This is a genomic window from Geobacillus sp. FSL W8-1251, assembly GCF_038005945.1.
Lineage (GTDB): Bacteria > Bacillota > Bacilli > Bacillales > Anoxybacillaceae > Geobacillus > Geobacillus stearothermophilus.
Genome location: NZ_JBBOUF010000001.1, coordinates 2,464,467 through 2,481,450 on the forward strand (window position 1 = coordinate 2,464,467; position 16,984 = coordinate 2,481,450).

Below are 16,984 nucleotides of genomic sequence, written 5' to 3' on the forward strand. Positions count from 1 at the left end.
GGATGAAGGAAAAGCTTGAGGCGTTATTGCGCGCGTCCTTTGAATGCCGCGCTTCCGACGTGCATTTGACCGTCGGCGCGCCGCCGATTTTTCGCGTGAACGGGGAGTTGAGAGCTTACGGCCATGAGCGCCTGCACCCGGAGGAAACAGAGCAAATGGCGAAAGCCGTCATTCCGGCGCCGCTTTGGCAGCAGTTTCAGGAAACCGGAGAGCTTGATTTTTCGTATGGCATTGCCGGCGTTTCCCGCTTTCGCTTAAACGTGTTTAAACAGCGGTCATGCGTGTCGCTCGCCGTGCGCCTCATCCCGGTGCGCATCCCGACGCTGGAGGAACTTGGCCTGCCGGATGTTTTAAAGCGCATCGCCGAAAAGCCGCACGGACTCGTGCTTGTCACCGGACCGACCGGCAGCGGCAAATCGACGACATTGGCGGCGATGATCGACTATATGAACAAAACGATGTCGAAACATATCATCACGCTGGAAGATCCAATCGAGTATTTGCATAAACACGGGAAATCGATCATCGACCAACGCGAGGTGGGATTCGACACTGGCAGTTTTGCCGCCGGATTGCGCGCTGCGCTTCGTCAAGATCCAGACGTCATTTTAGTCGGGGAAATGCGCGATTTGGAAACAATCCAAACGGCAATCACCGCCGCGGAAACGGGCCATTTAGTGCTTGGCACGCTTCATACGGCGAGCGCGCCGGCGGCGATTGAGCGGATGATTGACGTCTTTCCGCCGGCCCAGCAGGCGCAAATCCGGCTGCAGCTTGCTTCCGTGCTCGTGGCCATCATCGCTCAGCGCTTGTTTCCAAACAGACACAAAACCGGGCGGACGGCAGCGCTGGAAATTTTAGTGAACAATGCGGCCGTCGCCAACTTAATCCGAAACGAAAAAGAACATCAAATCATCAACATTATGCAAACGAGCCGCAGCCTCGGCATGCAGACGATGGAAATGAGCGTTAAGGAACTTGCAGCCGCTGGACGCATCGATCCGCTGGCGGCTGAAGTGTATTTGGCGGGGGAGCGTGGGGACGATGGCGCAGTTTAAGTACGAGGGGCGCGACCGAAGCGGACGGAAAAAAGCGGGAGTGATCACTGCCGTTTCGCGGCGCGAGGCGGCGGCAAAGCTTCGGGAAAAAGGAATTCGCCCGCTGGCGCTTGCCGAAGTGCCGCCGTCCATATGGAACAAAGAAATTTCGTTTGGCCGCGCCGTCAAACTGCAGCACTTTGTCATCTTTTTGCGCCAGTTCGCAACGCTTGTGCGCGCCGGAGTGACGATCGTCGATTCGATCCGCATTTTGGCGGAGCAAACGGAAAGCAAGCCGCTCGCTAAGACGCTTCTTGACATCGAACAGTCATTGCGCGGCGGGAACCCGCTCTCAGCGGCAGCGGCGAATCATCCGCGCATCTTTCCGCCGCTGTTTGTCAACATGGTGCGCGCCGGTGAAGCGAGCGGCACGCTCGATGAAACGCTCGACCGGCTTGCCGACCATTTTGAAAAAATGCATCGGACGCGGCAAAAAATCGCCTCGGCACTCGCCTATCCGATTGCCGTTGCCATCGTTGCCACCGCGGTTGTCATTTTTTTGCTTGTCGCCGTTGTGCCAACGTTCGTCGAGATGTTCGCTGAGTTCCATGCTGAACTGCCGGCGATTACGAAGTTTGTGCTCAAAGCAAGCAGTGTGATGCAGCGGTATTGGTGGGCCGTCGTCCTGCTTTTTGCCGGCGTGTACGCATCGTTTGTGGTTCTTCGGCGGCAAAAGACAACGAAGTACTATTTGGATTATGCCGCCTTGCGGCTGCCGATTTTTGGCACGCTCGTGCAAAAAGCGGCGCTTGCCCGCCTGACGCGGACGCTCAGCTCGCTTGTTGCAAGCTCGGTGCCGATTTTAGAGGCGCTTTCTATCGCCGGGCGCGTCGTGGAAAATGAAGTGATCGCATCTGTGCTGGCTGAAGCGCGAACCTCCCTCGAGCGCGGGCAATCGCTCTCGGAGCCGCTCCGCCGCCATTGGGCGTTTCCGCCGCTTGTTGCGCAAATGATCACGATCGGCGAACAGACCGGTGCGCTTGACGCCATGCTCGGCAAAGTCGCCGATTTTTACGAAGCGGAAGTCGATGCGGCCACCGACCGATTGAAATCGCTCATCGAACCGCTTATGATCGTGCTTCTCGCCGGCGTCGTCGGGACGATCGTCACTTCGATCATCGTGCCGATGTATGATATTTTCAACCATATTCAACAGTGAACTACCCCCACTTAATTTTCTAGCGAAAATTTGAAGTGGGGGCTTCCAAAGAAGTTTGACTGCTTCAAGCAATCCTTATTCTTTGAGGCGTGTCCACTTCGCCGCTAGAGCATAAGACACTCAGGTCTACAGCTTTACTTTTCTTTAAGATGTTTAATGCGCCATTGACATCAGCATTCATTAGTTTGCCAGACTTTGTTCGATACAAGCCGCGCTTAATACGTTTGCCGCTGAACTTATATTCTTTTGGATTGTCGGCATTATATTCAGGAATCTCATCGCCGTCAAAAAAGCTGGCTTGAGACGTATATGATTCTTCCTGTTTCAAGAATTCAATGCCGTAAAATTCACAAAGATATTCTACTGTAGATGAGTAAATTCACTGACATAAATTGACAACTAAACAAAAAAGGAGACATGAACCCGATTCCTTGGTTAGAATAGATGTACCACCAACTATCCACAAGGAGGTTCATGTCTCATGAATAGATTAGCACATCACCAAGGAATCCACAAGTTTTTCTTCACGCTGGGGTTGACGCTGCAGCTTTCCAAACCGGTCATCAAGCATCTCATTCATATTGTCGATGCCTTGACCACCAAGGGATTCTCGGGAACATTGACTGATATTCATTACTGGAGCTTTCATCCGAATCATCGAACGACGCTCCGTCACTTTTTCACGAAAAGCCCTTGGAACGAGGAAAGGCTGCTTGGGAAGCTTCAAGAGTGGATCCTTTCCCAGGTCGAACGACTGGCCAAACGGAAGAATCAACCCCTTTTTGTTTCGATTGATGATACGATTTGCCAAAAAACAAAGCCTTCGTCACGGGCTGTGCACGCCATTCAAGGGTGCGACTGGCACTACTCGCATAAAGATCATCAATCGGTCTGGGGGCATTCGCTCGTTTGGCTGATGGTGCACACCTTCACGCAGGCGTTCCCATTTGCGTTCCGCCTGTATGACAAGAAAGCGGGAAAAAGCAAGATCGACCTGGCGATCGAGATGCTTTCCTCGCTCAAGGTGAAGCGGGCTCAGCCGGTGTATGTGCTCATGGATTCGTGGTATCCGTCCAAAAAGCTCATCGAAGCCTGTCTGAAACAGGGATTCCATGTCATCGCGATGCTCAAGACGAACCGGATTCTCTACCCGAAAGGCATCGCCATCCAAGCCAAGCAGTTTGCCCGCTATATCGAGTCCAAAGACACCCGCCTCGTCACGGTGGGGCAGGAGCGTTATCGCGTGTATCGCTATGAGGGGGCCATCCATGGCCTCGATGACGCGGTGGTGCTGCTGGCTTGGAAGGCGGATCAGCCGATGGCGCCGGAACATCTTCATTGCATCTTGAGCACCGACCGGGAACTCGGGGACGAAGACATCTTGCGTTACTATGCTCAGCGTTGGACGATCGAGTGCTTTTTCCGGCAGGCGAAAGATCAACTGAAGCTGGATGGATACCGCGTTCGCCACATTCGGGCGGTGAAACGGTATTGGGCGGTGGTGCTGCTCTCCTGCGTGTACAGCATCGCCGAATCCCGCCAAAACCTCTCCACCGGGCTGGAGCTTCTTCGGTCGCGGAAAGACCACAGCGTCGTCGAGTTCATTTATGACGCTGCGAAGCAAGAGATTCCTATTGATGTGATCAAAAAACAGCTCCGTATCGCGTAAGGGGTACCCTGTTTGTCTCTCTAACCATGGAAATTATTGTAATGAAAAATGCTCATCTACAGATAAGAATATATTCCTATTTTTCTTCCTATGTTGTAGAATAAATAGGGAAAACAGGCTAAAAATGAAAGAAAGGGAGAGTGAACCATGTTCAAACGGGTGTTGAAAAACGAGCGCGGCTTGACGCTCATCGAACTGCTCGCCGTCATCGTCATTTTAGGGATCGTCGCGGCGATTGCGATTCCGGCGATTGGGGGGTTGATTAACAAGTCAAAAGATGACGCCAAAATTGCTGAAGGAATTCAAATTATCAATGCAGCGAAATTGTATATGACGGCCAATACTCCAGCAAACTTTCCGCATACTTTAAGCAAAACGGAATTAGATTCTTATTTAGACAATGTCAAAGACCAAGATTATGAGGTTGAGGTCAGCAAAGACGGTGTAAACGGAAAGTATTCTTATGTATTAAAAAAACATGACGCTAACACCGTGCTGAATGATGCTGAATTGACAGAAGAAGAATTGCAAAATAAAAAAAGTGACAAAGTAATCAACAAGAAAGAGTAATAATAACACGGGTAATTTAGAATAAATTATCGGGGCTCTTGTAATGGCAAGTGACGTTGGAGTATATGTATATATTGCTTTAGTAGGATTGCTCCTCGCCTCCTTTTTCAACGTCGTCGGGCTGCGGGTGCCGGCCGGAGAGTCAATCATCAGGCCGCGGTCGCATTGCCCGGCGTGCGGACGGACGCTATCGGCTGGGGAGCTCATCCCGGTTGTTTCGTATGTCGCGCAAAAAGGAAGATGCAAAGGGTGCGGGGGGCGCATCTCCCCCCTTTACCCGGCGATGGAATTGGCCACCGCTGCCTTGTTTACGGCCGCGCCGATGTGGGTCGGCTGGAGCGGGCGGCTCGTTGTGGCGTGGACGTTGATCAGCTTGTTTGCCATCATTGTCGTCTCCGATCTTCGCTACATGCTCATCCCCGACCGGGTGCTTTTGGTGTTTGTCGGTTTGTTTTTGGTTGAGCGGCTTGTGATTCCGTTTTTGCCGTGGGCCGATATGCTCCTTGGGGCGGCGGTCGGATTTTCGCTTTTATGGCTGATCGCCGTTTTGTCCAAAGGCGGGATGGGCGGCGGCGATGTGAAGCTGTTTGCCGTGCTTGGGTTTGTGCTCGGTTGGAAAATGGTGTTGCTCGCGTTTTTCTTGGCGACGTTGTACGGAACGGTGATCGGGCTTGTCGGCATGGCGTTGGGCCGCGTGCGGCGCGGAAAGCCGATGCCGTTTGCGCCGGCGATTGCGCTCGGGTCATTGACGGCGCTGTTTTTCGGTGATCAGCTTGTCGATGCGTATATGGATCTTTTTGTGTAAGGATGGGAAGAAAGGGGGCGAACGAGAATGGCGTTATGGTGGGGAAAGTCCAAATATGTGAACATCGTCGTAAAAGATCATGCCATTCGCTATGTGGAAGTCAAGCTAGGGCATCCGCCTGAAGTGAAACGATGGGGCGAACGGGCATTGCCAGTAGGGGTTGTTCGCGACGGCCGCATCGTCGATGGGGAAACATTGGCCATGATTTTGGACGAATGCGTGGAGGAATGGAAAATAGACGGCCATCGCGCGCGCTTTGTCGTCCCTGATCCATTCGTCATGATCCGCAGTTTGCCCCTTCCTTCTCATTTGTCGGATGAAGAAATTCGCGGCTATTTATTTCTGGAGCTTGGCGAGTCGATTCCGCTTCCTTTTGCCGATCCGGTGTTTGATTATGTGGTGATGGAGAGAACGAGCGAGGCGGTGTCGATTTTGCTGTTTGCGGCGCCGGAAGAGGCGGTGTCGGAATACGCGGCGCTTTTGGAAGAAGCCGATTTGCGCCCGGTGGCCGCGGATGTATCGCCGCTTTGCGCTTATCGTCCGTTTTATGCGGCGGGACAAGCTGCGCCGGACGATCATATTTTGCTTGTGCAGTTTGACGAATCCGCCGTGAATTTGAGCGTGTTTCATCGTCATTTGCCGTTGTTTATGCGCCATTTGCCGCTTGAAGCCTATCGTGACCGGACGGCGGCGATTGTGGATCCGTTCGTCGATGTGTATAAGGAAATGGAACGGATCATGAGCTTTTATTCGTTTTCCCTCCAACAAGGCAAACAGTCCATCACACGCCTGTTTCTCGCCGGCGATCATCCAGAGTTGGGCCATGTGTTCACGGCTTTGACAGAGCGGCTTGAAGTGCCTGTAGAACGGCTCAGCGCGTCTCTTGATCCGCTGCCGGACCGCTTTCATCTCGCCTGGGGATTGGCGTTGAAAGAAGGAAGGGCTGACGATGATCGCTGAAATCAATTTATTGCCGAAAAAAGAAACGAGGCAGCCGATCCGTCTCGTTTTGTTGTTCGGGGCGGCGCTGCTTCTCCTAGCCGGTTCGGTGCTGTATTGGTTGATCGATCGTGCGGATCATCGCCAGGCCATGTTGGAGGCGGAATTAAAAAAAGTGCGAGCGGAGCAAGATGTACTGGCGGCGAAAATGAAAAATATAGACGAACAGAAGGAGCAAGAAGAGCTGGCGAAGGCGGTGAAATGGGCGGAACGCTATCCGCTGAAATCAGTGCCGTTGCTGCGGGCATTGACAAAGCAGCTTCCCGAACGCGGATTCATGATGAATGTGACGTACTCGGATCAGACAAAGATGACCATGGTGGTGCAGTTTGATGCGCCGGAAGAGGCGGCCTATTATTTGGATCGATTAGAAAAAGTGAGAATGGTGAAAAACGTCAAACTGGTCAATGTGGCGGCCAATAGCGAGACGAGTGGCGAACCGGAAGATCATCAAGTCGTGCCAAGATATATGGCGCAATATGAGCTGGAGCTGCAACAGGCTGATGGGGAGGGAAAAAAATCATGAGCCGCTTTGGCAAATGGCCGCTTCTTGTTGCGGCAATGGCTGCGGTCACCGCGCTTTTGTTTGCGGCCGCCTATTCATGGCTGGTCATGCCTCGCTACAGCCAGCTCGAGCAGATGGAGCAAACGGTGCAAAGCGAGAAAAAGGTGCTCGCCGCTTTGAAGCAAAAGCTGCCTCCTTCTTCAGAGGAAACAGCACAAACCGTTGCTTCATTGCAAAAAAAAGTCCCTGTCCATCCGCTTACGGACCAGTTGTTGCTCTTGTTTCAGAAAGCGGAATATATCGCTGACAGCCAGCTGGTGAGCGTCAATTTTTCTGATGAAGGAGCAGCATCTTCACAGCAGAACGACAGTGGAACGAACAACGGAAGCGAAGGAAATCGAGCGGTTTCTCCGTCAAGCAGCATTCAATCCATCACCGCCCAACTGACCGTGCAGTCGCCTTCCTATTATCAGCTTGAACGGTTTTTAGAGGTGTTGGAGCAGTCGGAGCGCATCGTGGCGATTGAAGGGTTGACCGTCACTGGGCCTCCGGAGCTGATGTCCATCGCTGATGAAGTCCAACCGTTGACGTATTCGGTGACCGTTCGTGCGTTTTATGCTCCGAAGCTTGAGAAATGGAAACAGTTGTCTCCCATCCGCGATGTCCCTCCGCCAAGCGGTAAAGACAATCCGCTCGTGGAAATGGCGCCGTCTTCGGACCGATAGAGAGGATGGTGGAAGTCCGATATGCTCATTCGCATGAAGAGGGGAATGACCCTCATCGAGCTCTTGGCTGTGCTTGTGATCATCGGCATGGTGGCGATGATCGTCGGTCTTGCTATGTGGACGGTGATCGACCGTGCGCGCGAGCGGGCGTTTGTTTCCGATGCGTATGGACTATATGAAGCGGCGCGGCTGTATGTCGGCGCCGAGAAAATGGAATTTTTGACAGCCCGTTCTTCTGCCATATTGTTGTATGGCGAATTGGTGGGCAACGGTTTGTTGGATCCAATCGAAGATCCGTTTACCGGAAATGTATTGCCGCCGGAAACAAATCCATCGTACGTGCTTGCCACAAAGCGGGAAGACGGCGGGATTGAGTACGCTGTCTGCTTGAAAGGCGAGACAAAGCAGCTTTGCACCTATGAGGGGCGCGAGCAGCCGATTCCTGTCGAAGCGCTGGGGACGGAGATGATTCGTGACCGATAATGTCGGAAAATGAAGAAAAGAAGCAGGAACAAGGCGACAAATGTCTTGTTCTTTTTTTTTCTCTTTATGGTAAGATAGGCGAAAGAAATCGAAGTGTGAAAAAGGACGGTGGCAAAATGGACAAGCAGCGTCCGGGCATTATGGTGAACATTAACGGACAATCGCGGCCGTTTACCATTGAACAACCATCGGACGAGCAACAGGATGAACCCAGCGGACAGAAGCACAGAGCGGCTTCGCCGGCCGCTTCTTCCGTTGGTGGAACCTCGGTCGGATATCTTTCGCTCAGCCCTCGGCAGGGGGGCAGCCTTCCAGACGGTGGAGACGCAACGGATTGCGGGCGCAACGGCGGACAAGAAACGGAAACAGAAGTGATGGCCGTTGCTGAAAAGGAGGGGGCTGCCGCTATGGAAGATGATGAACCGATCTTTTCCATTTCAGAGGCAGTCCCCAAGAAGAAAGTCGGCAAAACGCGCCGGCCGTGGCTGCCGTCGCACGTTAAGCCGCTGTTTCTCGCGGCGGCAGTCGCGGCGCTTGTCGGCATGGCATTTGGCATGGTGATGCTTCGTCTTGTCCCGAAGGAAAAAGCGGAGCCATCGCCGGCGGCGGAAGCGTTGACAGAACTGACGGAGGATGGAGCGGTTTCGGGCAGAGGACGTGCGGAAAGCGAGTTGCCCGCCCCGTTTTCGGTCGATGTCATTCAGGCCGGCGTCTACTCAAATGCGGATTCGGCGGCGCGGGCAGCCGAATCGATTCGACAGGCCGACGTGCCGGTCGTGGTGGCTGGAAAACAGCCGGCGGCTCTCTATATTGCGGTTGGCGCGGATAAGGAAGCGCTGCGGGCGGTCAACGACCAATACCGAGGAGCGGTGCCGAGCACGTACGTAAAGGAGCTGTCGTTTGCGGCCGACACGAAGGCGCGCCGGTCGGATATCGTCCAAAAAGGAGAGGCGCTATACAAAAGCATGGCAGCAGTTTCCGCCGCTTTGCTCGCCGGCAAGGATGTGAGCGACGGGGAATGGGAGGCGCTGAGCAAGGTGTACGGCTCGTTTGAAAAAAGCGAAACACCCAACGACAACACGGTCAAGAAATATGCCGAGTCGCTGAAGCAGGCGTATTTGGCGCTTGTTGCCTACAAGGAGGGGGAGGAAAAAGAGCTGCTGAACAAAACCCAGCAGCTGCTGCTTGAGGCGCTTGCCGTTTACATGGAGTTGGTTCCGCTGCGGAGCTGAACGGCTCCGTTTTTTGTTTTTTCGCCCACCTGCAGAAATTGCCTTTCACCGCAAAATTTGCTACGATACAAATGAATCTTCCGAACCGAAACGAAGAAAGGAGAATGACGATGCCCCCACGGTTCGTGCTTGCCTCTCGTTCCCCGCGCCGCAGGCAAATCCTCGAGCTGGCCGGCTGGGCGTTTGACGTGCAGGAAAGCCAGGCCGATGAGACGATCCCCCCCGGAATGCCGCCCGACGCAGCCGTTCAATTGCTGGCCCGCCGGAAAGTGGGAGCGGTTGCGCCGTCTGCGCCCGGTGCCTTCGTTCTTGGCGCCGACACGATCGTTGTGTGCAACGGACGCTTGTTGGGAAAACCGCGCACCGAAACAGAAGCGTTTGACATGCTGCGGCTTTTGTCCGGACGAACGCATGATGTTTGGACCGGTGTCGCGATCGCGGCGCCGCACGGGAAGACTGTGTCATTCGCTGAAAAAACAGCGGTGACGTTTTGGGAGTTGAGCGATGAGGAAATCACATCCTACATCGCCACCGGAGAGCCGATGGACAAGGCGGGGGCGTACGGCATTCAAGGCCGGGCTGCCTTGTTTGTCAGGCGGATTGAGGGGGATTATTTGACGGTCGTCGGCTTGCCGCTGTCGCGGACGGCACGGGAGCTGCGCCGGCTTGGATGGCCGCCTTACGGAATGGAGACGTGATTGTTTCAGCAAAGGATGTTCAGTCTGGGGCTTCGCCATGGCCGCGAGACGGCATGGGGACGCGATGTGGCCAAGCAGCTGGGCGCCTGCAGCGCGCCAGCCGTTTGGTCGAACAAACATACGAAAAGGGAGGAATACAATGGCGTGGATGATCCGCGATGTGCCGAAAGACAGCCGTCCGCGCGAACGGATGTTGTCGTCGGGGCCGGAAAGCTTGGCAGACCATGAACTGCTGGCGATTTTGTTGCGCACCGGAACGAAGGACGAGTCGGTCGTGCAGCTTGCCCAACGCTTCCTTCGCCACTTTGAAGGGCTAAGGTTGCTCAAAGACGCAACAGTGGAAGAAATGACGAATATTAAAGGAATCGGGCCGACAAAAGCGGCGCAAATTTTGGCGGCGTTGGAACTCGGCCGCCGCATCCACCAATCCGGCTATAACGACCGCTATGTGATCCGCTGCCCGGAGGACGGAGCCAAATATGTGATGGAAGATATGCGGTTTTTGTCGCAAGAACATTTTGTTGCGATTTATTTGAATACAAAAAACCAAGTTATTTATCGCAAAACGGTGTTCATCGGCAGCTTAAACGCTTCAATTGTCCACCCGCGCGAAGTGTTTAAAGAGGCGATCAAACGATCCGCCGCCTCTGTCATTTGCGTGCACAACCACCCCTCCGGTGATCCAACCCCAAGCCGCGAAGACATCGATGTCACCAAACGGCTCGCGGAATGCGGCCGCATTATCGGCATTGAGCTGTTGGACCATCTTATCATCGGCGATCAAAAATTCATCAGTCTGAAAGAAAAAGGCTATGTCTAACGGTTCTCATTTTTTGTCGAATCAGTTATAATATCAACTATGAGTTTTTCCGAATCCGTTTAGGCGGTGCTGTACAATTTATAAATGACTGACATCCGACCAATTGGGCCAATAGAAAAATGATAATACGCATTTCGTTTCGGAAAGGAAGATCAACGATATGTTTGGGATTGGAACGAAAGATCTTGGGATCGATTTAGGGACAGCGAACACGCTTGTTTATGTCAAAGGAAAAGGGATCGTCTTGCGCGAGCCGTCCGTCGTCGCCATTCAGCGCGACACGAAGCAAATTGTTGCGGTCGGCAACGAGGCGAAAAACATGATCGGGCGCACGCCCGGCAACATCGTGGCGCTGCGGCCGATGAAAGACGGCGTCATCGCCGATTATGAGACGACAGCGACGATGATGAAATATTATATTCGCAAAGCCATCAAGACGAAGGGATTGTTTGCCGGCAAGCCGTATGTGATGGTGTGCGTGCCGTATGGCATTACAGCGGTCGAGGAGCGGGCGGTCATCGATGCGACGCGCCAGGCCGGAGCGCGCGACGCCTATACGATTGAAGAGCCGTTTGCGGCTGCAATCGGCGCTAACTTGCCGGTATGGGAGCCGACTGGCAGCATGGTCGTCGACATCGGCGGCGGCACGACCGAAGTGGCGGTCATTTCGCTCGGCGGCATCGTGACGAGCCAGTCGATCCGCATTGCCGGTGATGAAATGGATGAAGCGATCATCCAATACATTCGCAAGTCGTATAACCTCATGATCGGCGAACGGACAGCCGAGGCGATTAAAATGGAAATCGGTTCAGCCGGAAATCCGGAAGGAATCGGAAACATGGAAATTCGCGGCCGCGATTTATTGACGGGCTTGCCGAAAACGATCGAAATCAGCGCCGAGGAAGTGGCTGAGGCGCTTCGCGACACGGTTTATGCCATTGTGGAATCCGTGAAAAACACGCTTGAAAAAACGCCGCCGGAGCTAGCGGCCGACATTATGGATCGCGGCATCGTCCTGACGGGCGGCGGAGCTTTGTTGCGCAATTTGGATAAGGTCATCAGCCAAGAAACGGATATGCCGGTCATCGTCGCCGAAAATCCGCTTGACTGCGTGGCCATCGGCACAGGAAAAGCGCTCGACCACATCGACTTGTTCAAAAACAAGGCGAGAGACCATCGCTGACAGCAAGAAGGTGCCGACGCATGCCACAGTTTTTCGGAAATAAGCGCCTCATTTTTTTGCTTGTCAGCATCGTCATTCTCGTCATGTTGATCGGGTTTTCGCTGCGCAGCCGCGAGCAACTGACGTGGCCGGAGCAGTTTGTGAAAGACACGGTTGGTTTTGTCCAGCTTCTGTTCGGGAAGCCTGCGCAAGTGGTCGCGGGCTTCCTTGAAAATGTGAGCGACCTTCGCCATACATATGAGGAAAATCAATTGCTGAAGGCGAGGCTTGAGGAGTATGCGGCGCTGCAGGCCGAAGTGGAGTCGCTGCGCCAGGAAAACGAACGGTTGCGGGCGCTTCTCGATAAAAAAGAGAGTTTGCGCGATTTTATCCCCATTCAAGCGACCGTGATCGGACGGAATCCAGACCGTTGGCGGGAGACGGTGATTGTCAACAAAGGTGCGCAACACGGGGTGAAAAAAGATATGGCCGTCATTACCCCGGCTGGACTTGTCGGCAAAGTGCAGCATGCTTCCCAATTCACATCCACCGTCCAGCTGTTGAGCGCGCTTGACCAAAACAACCGCATTTCCGCGTATGTCCAAGGAAACGAAAATGTATTCGGCTTAATTGAAGGGTATGACAGCAAACGACGCGAACTGATCCTTGGCGAAATTCCAATTGACGCCAAAGTGAAGGAGAAGCAAAAAGTATTGACTTCCGGCCTCGGCGGCGTGTTTCCAAAGGGATTGCCGATCGGTGAAGTGACGGAAGTCAAACCGGATCAGTACGGGCTGACGCAAGTCATCTATGTCAAGCCGTTTGCCAACTTGTACGATGTGGACGACGTTATGATTGTGAAACGGACGATCGATGCAACACTGCAAGAAAAGGAGGAGGCAAAGTGAATAAGTGGCGTCTCCCTTTCCTTGCGGTGTTATGTTTTGTCAGTGAAAGCATTTTGGTTGATGTATGGCCGAAAGGCGATGTATACATCCGGTATTTTTTTGTTCCCCGCTTTTTTCTCATTTTTTTGGTGCTGATGGCTGTGCACTTCGGCGGAACGCGGGCGATGGGATACGGGGTTGTTTTCGGGTTTCTGTATGATTGCGTCTATACGGAGCTGCTCGGCGTTTACGCGTTTGCCTATGCGCTCATCGCCTATGGAGCGGGCAAAGTGATGAGATGGTTTCACCAGAACTGGCTCGTTCTTTTTTTGTTGTCGTTGTTGGCTGTCGCGGTGCTTGACAGTTATGTGTACGGCATCCAGCTGTTGATCGGACGGACGGATTGGCCGTTTGCCGTCTTTTGGGGGCGCCGCTTATGGCCAACGCTGCTGTTAAACGCCGTGTTTTTGCTCGTCTTTTTGCACCCGCTTGAACGGTGGATGGCAAAAATTCGCCGGTCGGAGCAGGAAGAATAAAAGAGGAAAAACGGCCCGTTTTGTAGAATTATTCGTTGGGGTGAACGTTGTGGCAAAGCAAAAGCAGCAGTACGTGACGATTAAAGGGACGAAAGACGGGCTGACGCTGCAGTTGGATGACCGCTGTTCGTACGAGGACTTGTTGAAAGAAATCGAAGAGCGGCTCATCAAACGCGCCGGCGTTGCGCCAAACAGTCCGCTCGTCTCCGTGCATCTCAAAGTCGGGAACCGTTACTTGACGCCCGAACAAGAAGAGGAGCTGCGCGCGCTCATCCGCCGTTCCAAAAACTTGGTCGTCGATTCAATCGAAAGCAATGTCATATCGAAAGCGGAAGCGCTCGAATGGGTGCAAAAAATGAAAATTTCGGCTGTCCCGCGCATCGTCCGTTCCGGGCAAGTGCTTCATGTCGAAGGGGATTTGCTGCTGATCGGCGACGTCAACCCTGGCGGAACAGTCATCGCCGGGGGGAACATTTTCATCCTCGGCGCTTTGCGCGGCATTGCTCATGCAGGGTATAGCGGGAACAAAGAAGCTGTCATCGCCGCGTCGGTGATGAAGCCGATGCAGCTGCGCATCGGCGATGTGATGAACCGCGCTCCCGACTACAAAACGGACGAAGGAAATGAAATGGAATGCGCTTATGTTGATGAACATAACCAGATTGTTGTCGACCGCTTGCAGCTGCTCATGCATTTGCGGCCGAATTTGACGCGCTTAGAAAGGAGAATGTGACCGTGGGAGAAGCGATCGTCATCACTTCCGGGAAAGGCGGCGTCGGCAAAACGACGACGACCGCGAACCTTGGGACGGCCCTTGCCATTTTGGGGAAGCGGGTGTGCCTGGTCGATACGGACATCGGGCTGCGCAACCTTGATGTTGTGCTGGGGCTTGAAAACCGCATTATTTACGACTTAGTCGATGTCGTCGAAGGGCGCTGCACCGTGCAAAAGGCGCTTGTCAAAGATAAGCGGTTCGAAAACCATTTGTATTTGCTGCCGGCTGCGCAAACGAGCGATAAATCGGCGGTCAATCCGGGGCAGATGAAAGAGCTGATCGAGCAGCTGAAGCAAGAATACGACTATGTGCTCATCGACTGTCCAGCTGGCATTGAGCAAGGATACCGCAACGCCGTCGCCGGCGCGGATGAGGCGATCGTCGTCACGACGCCGGAAGTGTCGGCCGTCCGCGACGCCGACCGCATCATCGGCTTGCTTGAAGCGGAAGAGCACGTCAAGTCGCCGCGCTTGATCATCAACCGCATTCGCAGCCATATGATGAAAAACGGAGATATGCTCGATGTCGATGAAATCGTCATGCATTTGTCGATCGAGCTGCTCGGCATTATTGTCGACGATGAAAACGTGATCAAAGCGTCGAACCGAGGCGAACCGATCGTGCTCGACCCTAACAGCAAGGCGTCGATCGCTTACCGCAACATCGCCCGCCGCATCCTCGGCGAATCGGTGCCGCTGCCGCCGCTTGAGGAAGAGGAGAAGGGGCTGTTTTCAAAGATTCGGAAAATATTTAGTTTGAAATAATAGAGTTGGCGCAAGAAGGCCGTTGAATGGGCCTTCTTTTTTTATTCATAATTGTTGTGCTGTTTGGAATTCCTGATCTGTAACAACGGAAGCAGATGGTATCGATCGGTTGCGGCGCTCAGCCGAAACGTTGGTGTGAAACCGTTTGAGGGATTTGTTCGCGGACGTGTTCGGCGAGGCGCGGCGAAAAACGCTCGTTCATATTCCATGAGGTTGTCTCATAAATTAGTACAAACGTTGTTGGAAAGGTGGAGGGGGGACGTATGGATCGACGCGTCCGTGAGATGAAAAAACGCATTGAAAAACGAAGAAGGGAACGTCAATATAAGGGGCAGGATCCAAAAGAATCTAGATGGAGCGCCGCTGATGAGGAGCGGTACGGGCTGCCGGTCGTTACGTACGACCGCTATTCGTTTGAATCGGGGCCGCACCCGCTGTTCCGCAAAGAGTGGTTTCTTTTTCAAACGCTCATCGCCGCTTGCCTTGTGCTCGTCACCGCCATTTTGTTCAAACATCCGTCCGCTTCGCTCGAGCCGGCCCGGCAGTTTGTCGCTCGGACGATGGAGACGGAATTTCAGTTCGCCGCTGTCTCGGCTTGGTATGAACAAACGTTTGGCGAGCCGCTCGCTTTTTTTGCCCCGAAAAAGGAAGAAAAGGTGAAAACGGCTTCATCCTATGCAGTGCCGGCTTCTGGACGGATTCTCGAAAGTTTTGAAAAAAACGGGGAGGGTGTGACGATCGAAACTGAGAATGGAGCCAAAGTGGAAGCGATGAAAGAAGGGATCGTCACCTTTGCCGGCATGAAAGAGAATCTCGGGAAAACAGTCGTCATTCAGCATGCCGACGGCAGCGAGACGTGGTATGGCCATTTAGGGACGATATCGGTGAAACTATACGATTTTGTCGAAATGGGAAAAGAGATCGGCACCGTCCAAGCGAGCGAAACGGATAACCAAAAAGGGCTGTTTTATTTTGCCATTAAGCAGGGAGATAAATTTATTGACCCCATCCAGGTGATCTCCTTTGAATAAGTATATCGGGCTGCTTGGCAAACTGCATGTTCATCCGTTGTTATGGCTGATCGGCGGCATGGCGGTGCTGACCGCCCATTTTAAGCAGCTTTGTTTGCTGTTTTTTATCGTCCTTGTTCATGAGCTCGGCCATGCGGCGGCCGCGGCGTTTTTTTCGTGGCGGGTGAAACGGATTTTGCTGCTGCCGTTTGGCGGGGTAGCGGAAGTGGAAGAGCATGGAAACCGGCCGTTTCGCGAGGAGTGGATCGTGACGCTCGCCGGGCCGGCGCAGCATCTTTGGCTCGGGGCCGCAGCGTGTTTTTTCTGGAAGGCCGGTTGGATGGATGACGGGAGCTGGGAATTGTTTTTTCACTATAACGTTGCTGTCTTCGGGCTGAACCTGCTGCCGGTTTGGCCGCTTGATGGCGGCAAACTGTTGTTTTTGCTGCTTTCGTATCGCCGCCCGTTCAGTGAGGCGCACCGGAATATGGTTGCCATCTCAGCGGCGATGCTCGTTGCCGGCGTGATCCTTTTGCTCGTCGCGGTGCCGCGCCAGTTGGAGTTGTGGGTGATCGCCGCTTTTTTGGCGCATGCCGTCTGGCAGGAGTGGAAGCAGCATCCGTATATCGTGATGCGCTTTTTGCTTGAACGGTATTACGGAAAAAAAGGCGACTATACAAGGCTGCAGACAATCACCGCCTCCGCCGAGGAGCGCATCTCGGCCGTGCTGCACCGCTTTTACCGTGGACAAAAGCATGCGATCGAGGTCACTGGCGGGAGCGGCGAGCGGATGACGCTCGATGAAAATGAGCTGCTGCATGCGTTTTTTGCGGAAAAGCGGACCGACGCGCCACTAGGTGCACTCATTTATTAAAGCGGCGACCGCCGCTTTTTTGTTGGCTTTTGTGGGGAAAATAGTGGTTGACGATAGGCTGTTTCTATGTTATTATAAATGACGTTGTAGACTTTTTGTCCCTTTCGGAAAGGACAAAAGAGGGCGGCTGTCGCAAAAAGACGCACCCGTACTACAACCGCTCAGCGCGGGTTGTGAAGCGTTCCATTCGGAACCGCCTTGACGCTGGCGAGTC

General features: G+C 53.5%; 19 protein-coding genes, 1 pseudogene and 1 other annotated feature (1 of these 21 running past the window's edge). Of the genes and pseudogenes, 19 read left to right on the forward strand and 1 reads right to left on the reverse strand.

What is annotated here, in order from left to right:
- Positions 1-2 precede the first annotated feature (2 nt).
- Positions 3-1,058, forward strand: coding sequence for a type IV pilus twitching motility protein PilT (locus tag NSS88_RS12925; RefSeq protein ID WP_341084927.1), 1,056 nt, complete (start codon positions 3-5; stop codon positions 1,056-1,058).
- Positions 1,045-2,256, forward strand: a complete 1,212-nt coding sequence (locus NSS88_RS12930; protein WP_341084929.1) for a type II secretion system F family protein — start codon at positions 1,045-1,047, stop codon at positions 2,254-2,256. The genes NSS88_RS12925 and NSS88_RS12930 overlap by 14 nt, the downstream gene beginning before the upstream one ends.
- A 64-nt stretch (positions 2,257-2,320) precedes the next feature.
- Here NSS88_RS12930 and NSS88_RS12935 read toward each other — a convergent pair.
- Positions 2,321-2,620 (reverse strand): annotated as a pseudogene (locus tag NSS88_RS12935) (zinc ribbon domain-containing protein); the annotation flags it as partial.
- A 117-nt stretch (positions 2,621-2,737) separates the two neighbouring features.
- On the opposite strand from NSS88_RS12935, the gene NSS88_RS12940 reads away from it, so the two are divergent.
- The 17 genes from NSS88_RS12940 (at position 2,738) to NSS88_RS13020 (ending at position 16,770) form a co-directional block, all read left to right on the forward strand.
- Positions 2,738-3,925, forward strand: coding sequence for an IS701 family transposase (locus NSS88_RS12940; RefSeq protein WP_339239558.1), 1,188 nt, complete (start codon positions 2,738-2,740; stop codon positions 3,923-3,925).
- Positions 3,926-4,072: 147 nt separating this feature from the next.
- Complete coding sequence (locus NSS88_RS12945; RefSeq protein WP_341084930.1) at positions 4,073-4,495, forward strand: type II secretion system protein; 423 nt, start codon at positions 4,073-4,075, stop codon at positions 4,493-4,495.
- A gap of 43 nt (positions 4,496-4,538) precedes the next feature.
- Positions 4,539-5,300, forward strand: a complete 762-nt coding sequence (locus NSS88_RS12950) for a prepilin peptidase (protein ID WP_341084931.1) — start codon at positions 4,539-4,541, stop codon at positions 5,298-5,300.
- A 27-nt stretch (positions 5,301-5,327) separates the two neighbouring features.
- Entirely contained in the window at positions 5,328-6,260 is a 933-nt protein-coding gene (gene pilM, locus NSS88_RS12955; protein WP_011232100.1) for a type IV pilus biogenesis protein PilM, read from the forward strand.
- The gene (locus NSS88_RS12960) at positions 6,250-6,825 is read left to right on the forward strand and encodes a DUF2681 domain-containing protein (protein ID WP_011232099.1); all 576 of its coding nucleotides are present in this window, start codon (positions 6,250-6,252) and stop codon (positions 6,823-6,825) included. Before pilM ends, NSS88_RS12960 begins: the two co-directional genes overlap by 11 nt.
- Positions 6,822-7,529, forward strand: coding sequence for a hypothetical protein (locus tag NSS88_RS12965; protein WP_061580783.1), 708 nt, complete (start codon positions 6,822-6,824; stop codon positions 7,527-7,529). The genes NSS88_RS12960 and NSS88_RS12965 overlap by 4 nt, the downstream gene beginning before the upstream one ends.
- Before the next feature lie 21 nt (positions 7,530-7,550).
- Positions 7,551-8,012, forward strand: coding sequence for a type II secretion system protein (locus NSS88_RS12970; protein WP_341084935.1), 462 nt, complete (start codon positions 7,551-7,553; stop codon positions 8,010-8,012).
- Positions 8,013-8,128: 116 nt separating this feature from the next.
- The gene (locus tag NSS88_RS12975) at positions 8,129-9,244 is read left to right on the forward strand and encodes a stage II sporulation protein D (RefSeq protein ID WP_328213410.1); all 1,116 of its coding nucleotides are present in this window, start codon (positions 8,129-8,131) and stop codon (positions 9,242-9,244) included.
- Between the two features lie 110 nt (positions 9,245-9,354).
- The gene (locus NSS88_RS12980; RefSeq protein ID WP_033014281.1) at positions 9,355-9,942 is read left to right on the forward strand and encodes a Maf family protein; all 588 of its coding nucleotides are present in this window, start codon (positions 9,355-9,357) and stop codon (positions 9,940-9,942) included.
- Between the two features lie 139 nt (positions 9,943-10,081).
- The gene (gene radC, locus NSS88_RS12985; RefSeq protein WP_055357875.1) at positions 10,082-10,762 is read left to right on the forward strand and encodes a RadC family protein; all 681 of its coding nucleotides are present in this window, start codon (positions 10,082-10,084) and stop codon (positions 10,760-10,762) included.
- A gap of 160 nt (positions 10,763-10,922) precedes the next feature.
- A complete protein-coding gene (locus NSS88_RS12990) occupies positions 10,923-11,945 on the forward strand; it encodes a rod shape-determining protein (RefSeq protein WP_033014277.1) in 1,023 nt (340 codons plus the stop codon).
- 20 nt (positions 11,946-11,965) lie between these two features.
- Positions 11,966-12,832 (forward strand): rod shape-determining protein MreC, encoded by an 867-nt coding sequence (gene mreC / locus NSS88_RS12995; RefSeq protein ID WP_055357874.1) that lies wholly within the window; start codon positions 11,966-11,968, stop codon positions 12,830-12,832.
- Positions 12,829-13,347, forward strand: coding sequence for a rod shape-determining protein MreD (gene mreD / locus NSS88_RS13000; protein ID WP_049624755.1), 519 nt, complete (start codon positions 12,829-12,831; stop codon positions 13,345-13,347). The genes mreC and mreD overlap by 4 nt, the downstream gene beginning before the upstream one ends.
- Before the next feature lie 40 nt (positions 13,348-13,387).
- Complete coding sequence (minC, locus tag NSS88_RS13005) at positions 13,388-14,080, forward strand: septum site-determining protein MinC (protein WP_033010588.1); 693 nt, start codon at positions 13,388-13,390, stop codon at positions 14,078-14,080.
- Positions 14,081-14,082: 2 nt separating this feature from the next.
- Entirely contained in the window at positions 14,083-14,886 is an 804-nt protein-coding gene (gene minD / locus NSS88_RS13010; RefSeq protein ID WP_033014273.1) for a septum site-determining protein MinD, read from the forward strand.
- 263 nt (positions 14,887-15,149) lie between these two features.
- A complete protein-coding gene (locus tag NSS88_RS13015; protein ID WP_049624754.1) occupies positions 15,150-15,917 on the forward strand; it encodes a M23 family metallopeptidase in 768 nt (255 codons plus the stop codon).
- The gene (locus NSS88_RS13020) at positions 15,910-16,770 is read left to right on the forward strand and encodes a M50 family metallopeptidase (RefSeq protein ID WP_049624753.1); all 861 of its coding nucleotides are present in this window, start codon (positions 15,910-15,912) and stop codon (positions 16,768-16,770) included. Before NSS88_RS13015 ends, NSS88_RS13020 begins: the two co-directional genes overlap by 8 nt.
- 145 nt (positions 16,771-16,915) lie before the next feature.
- Positions 16,916-16,984 (forward strand) — a sequence feature (ribosomal protein L21 leader region); it runs 11 nt beyond the window's last position.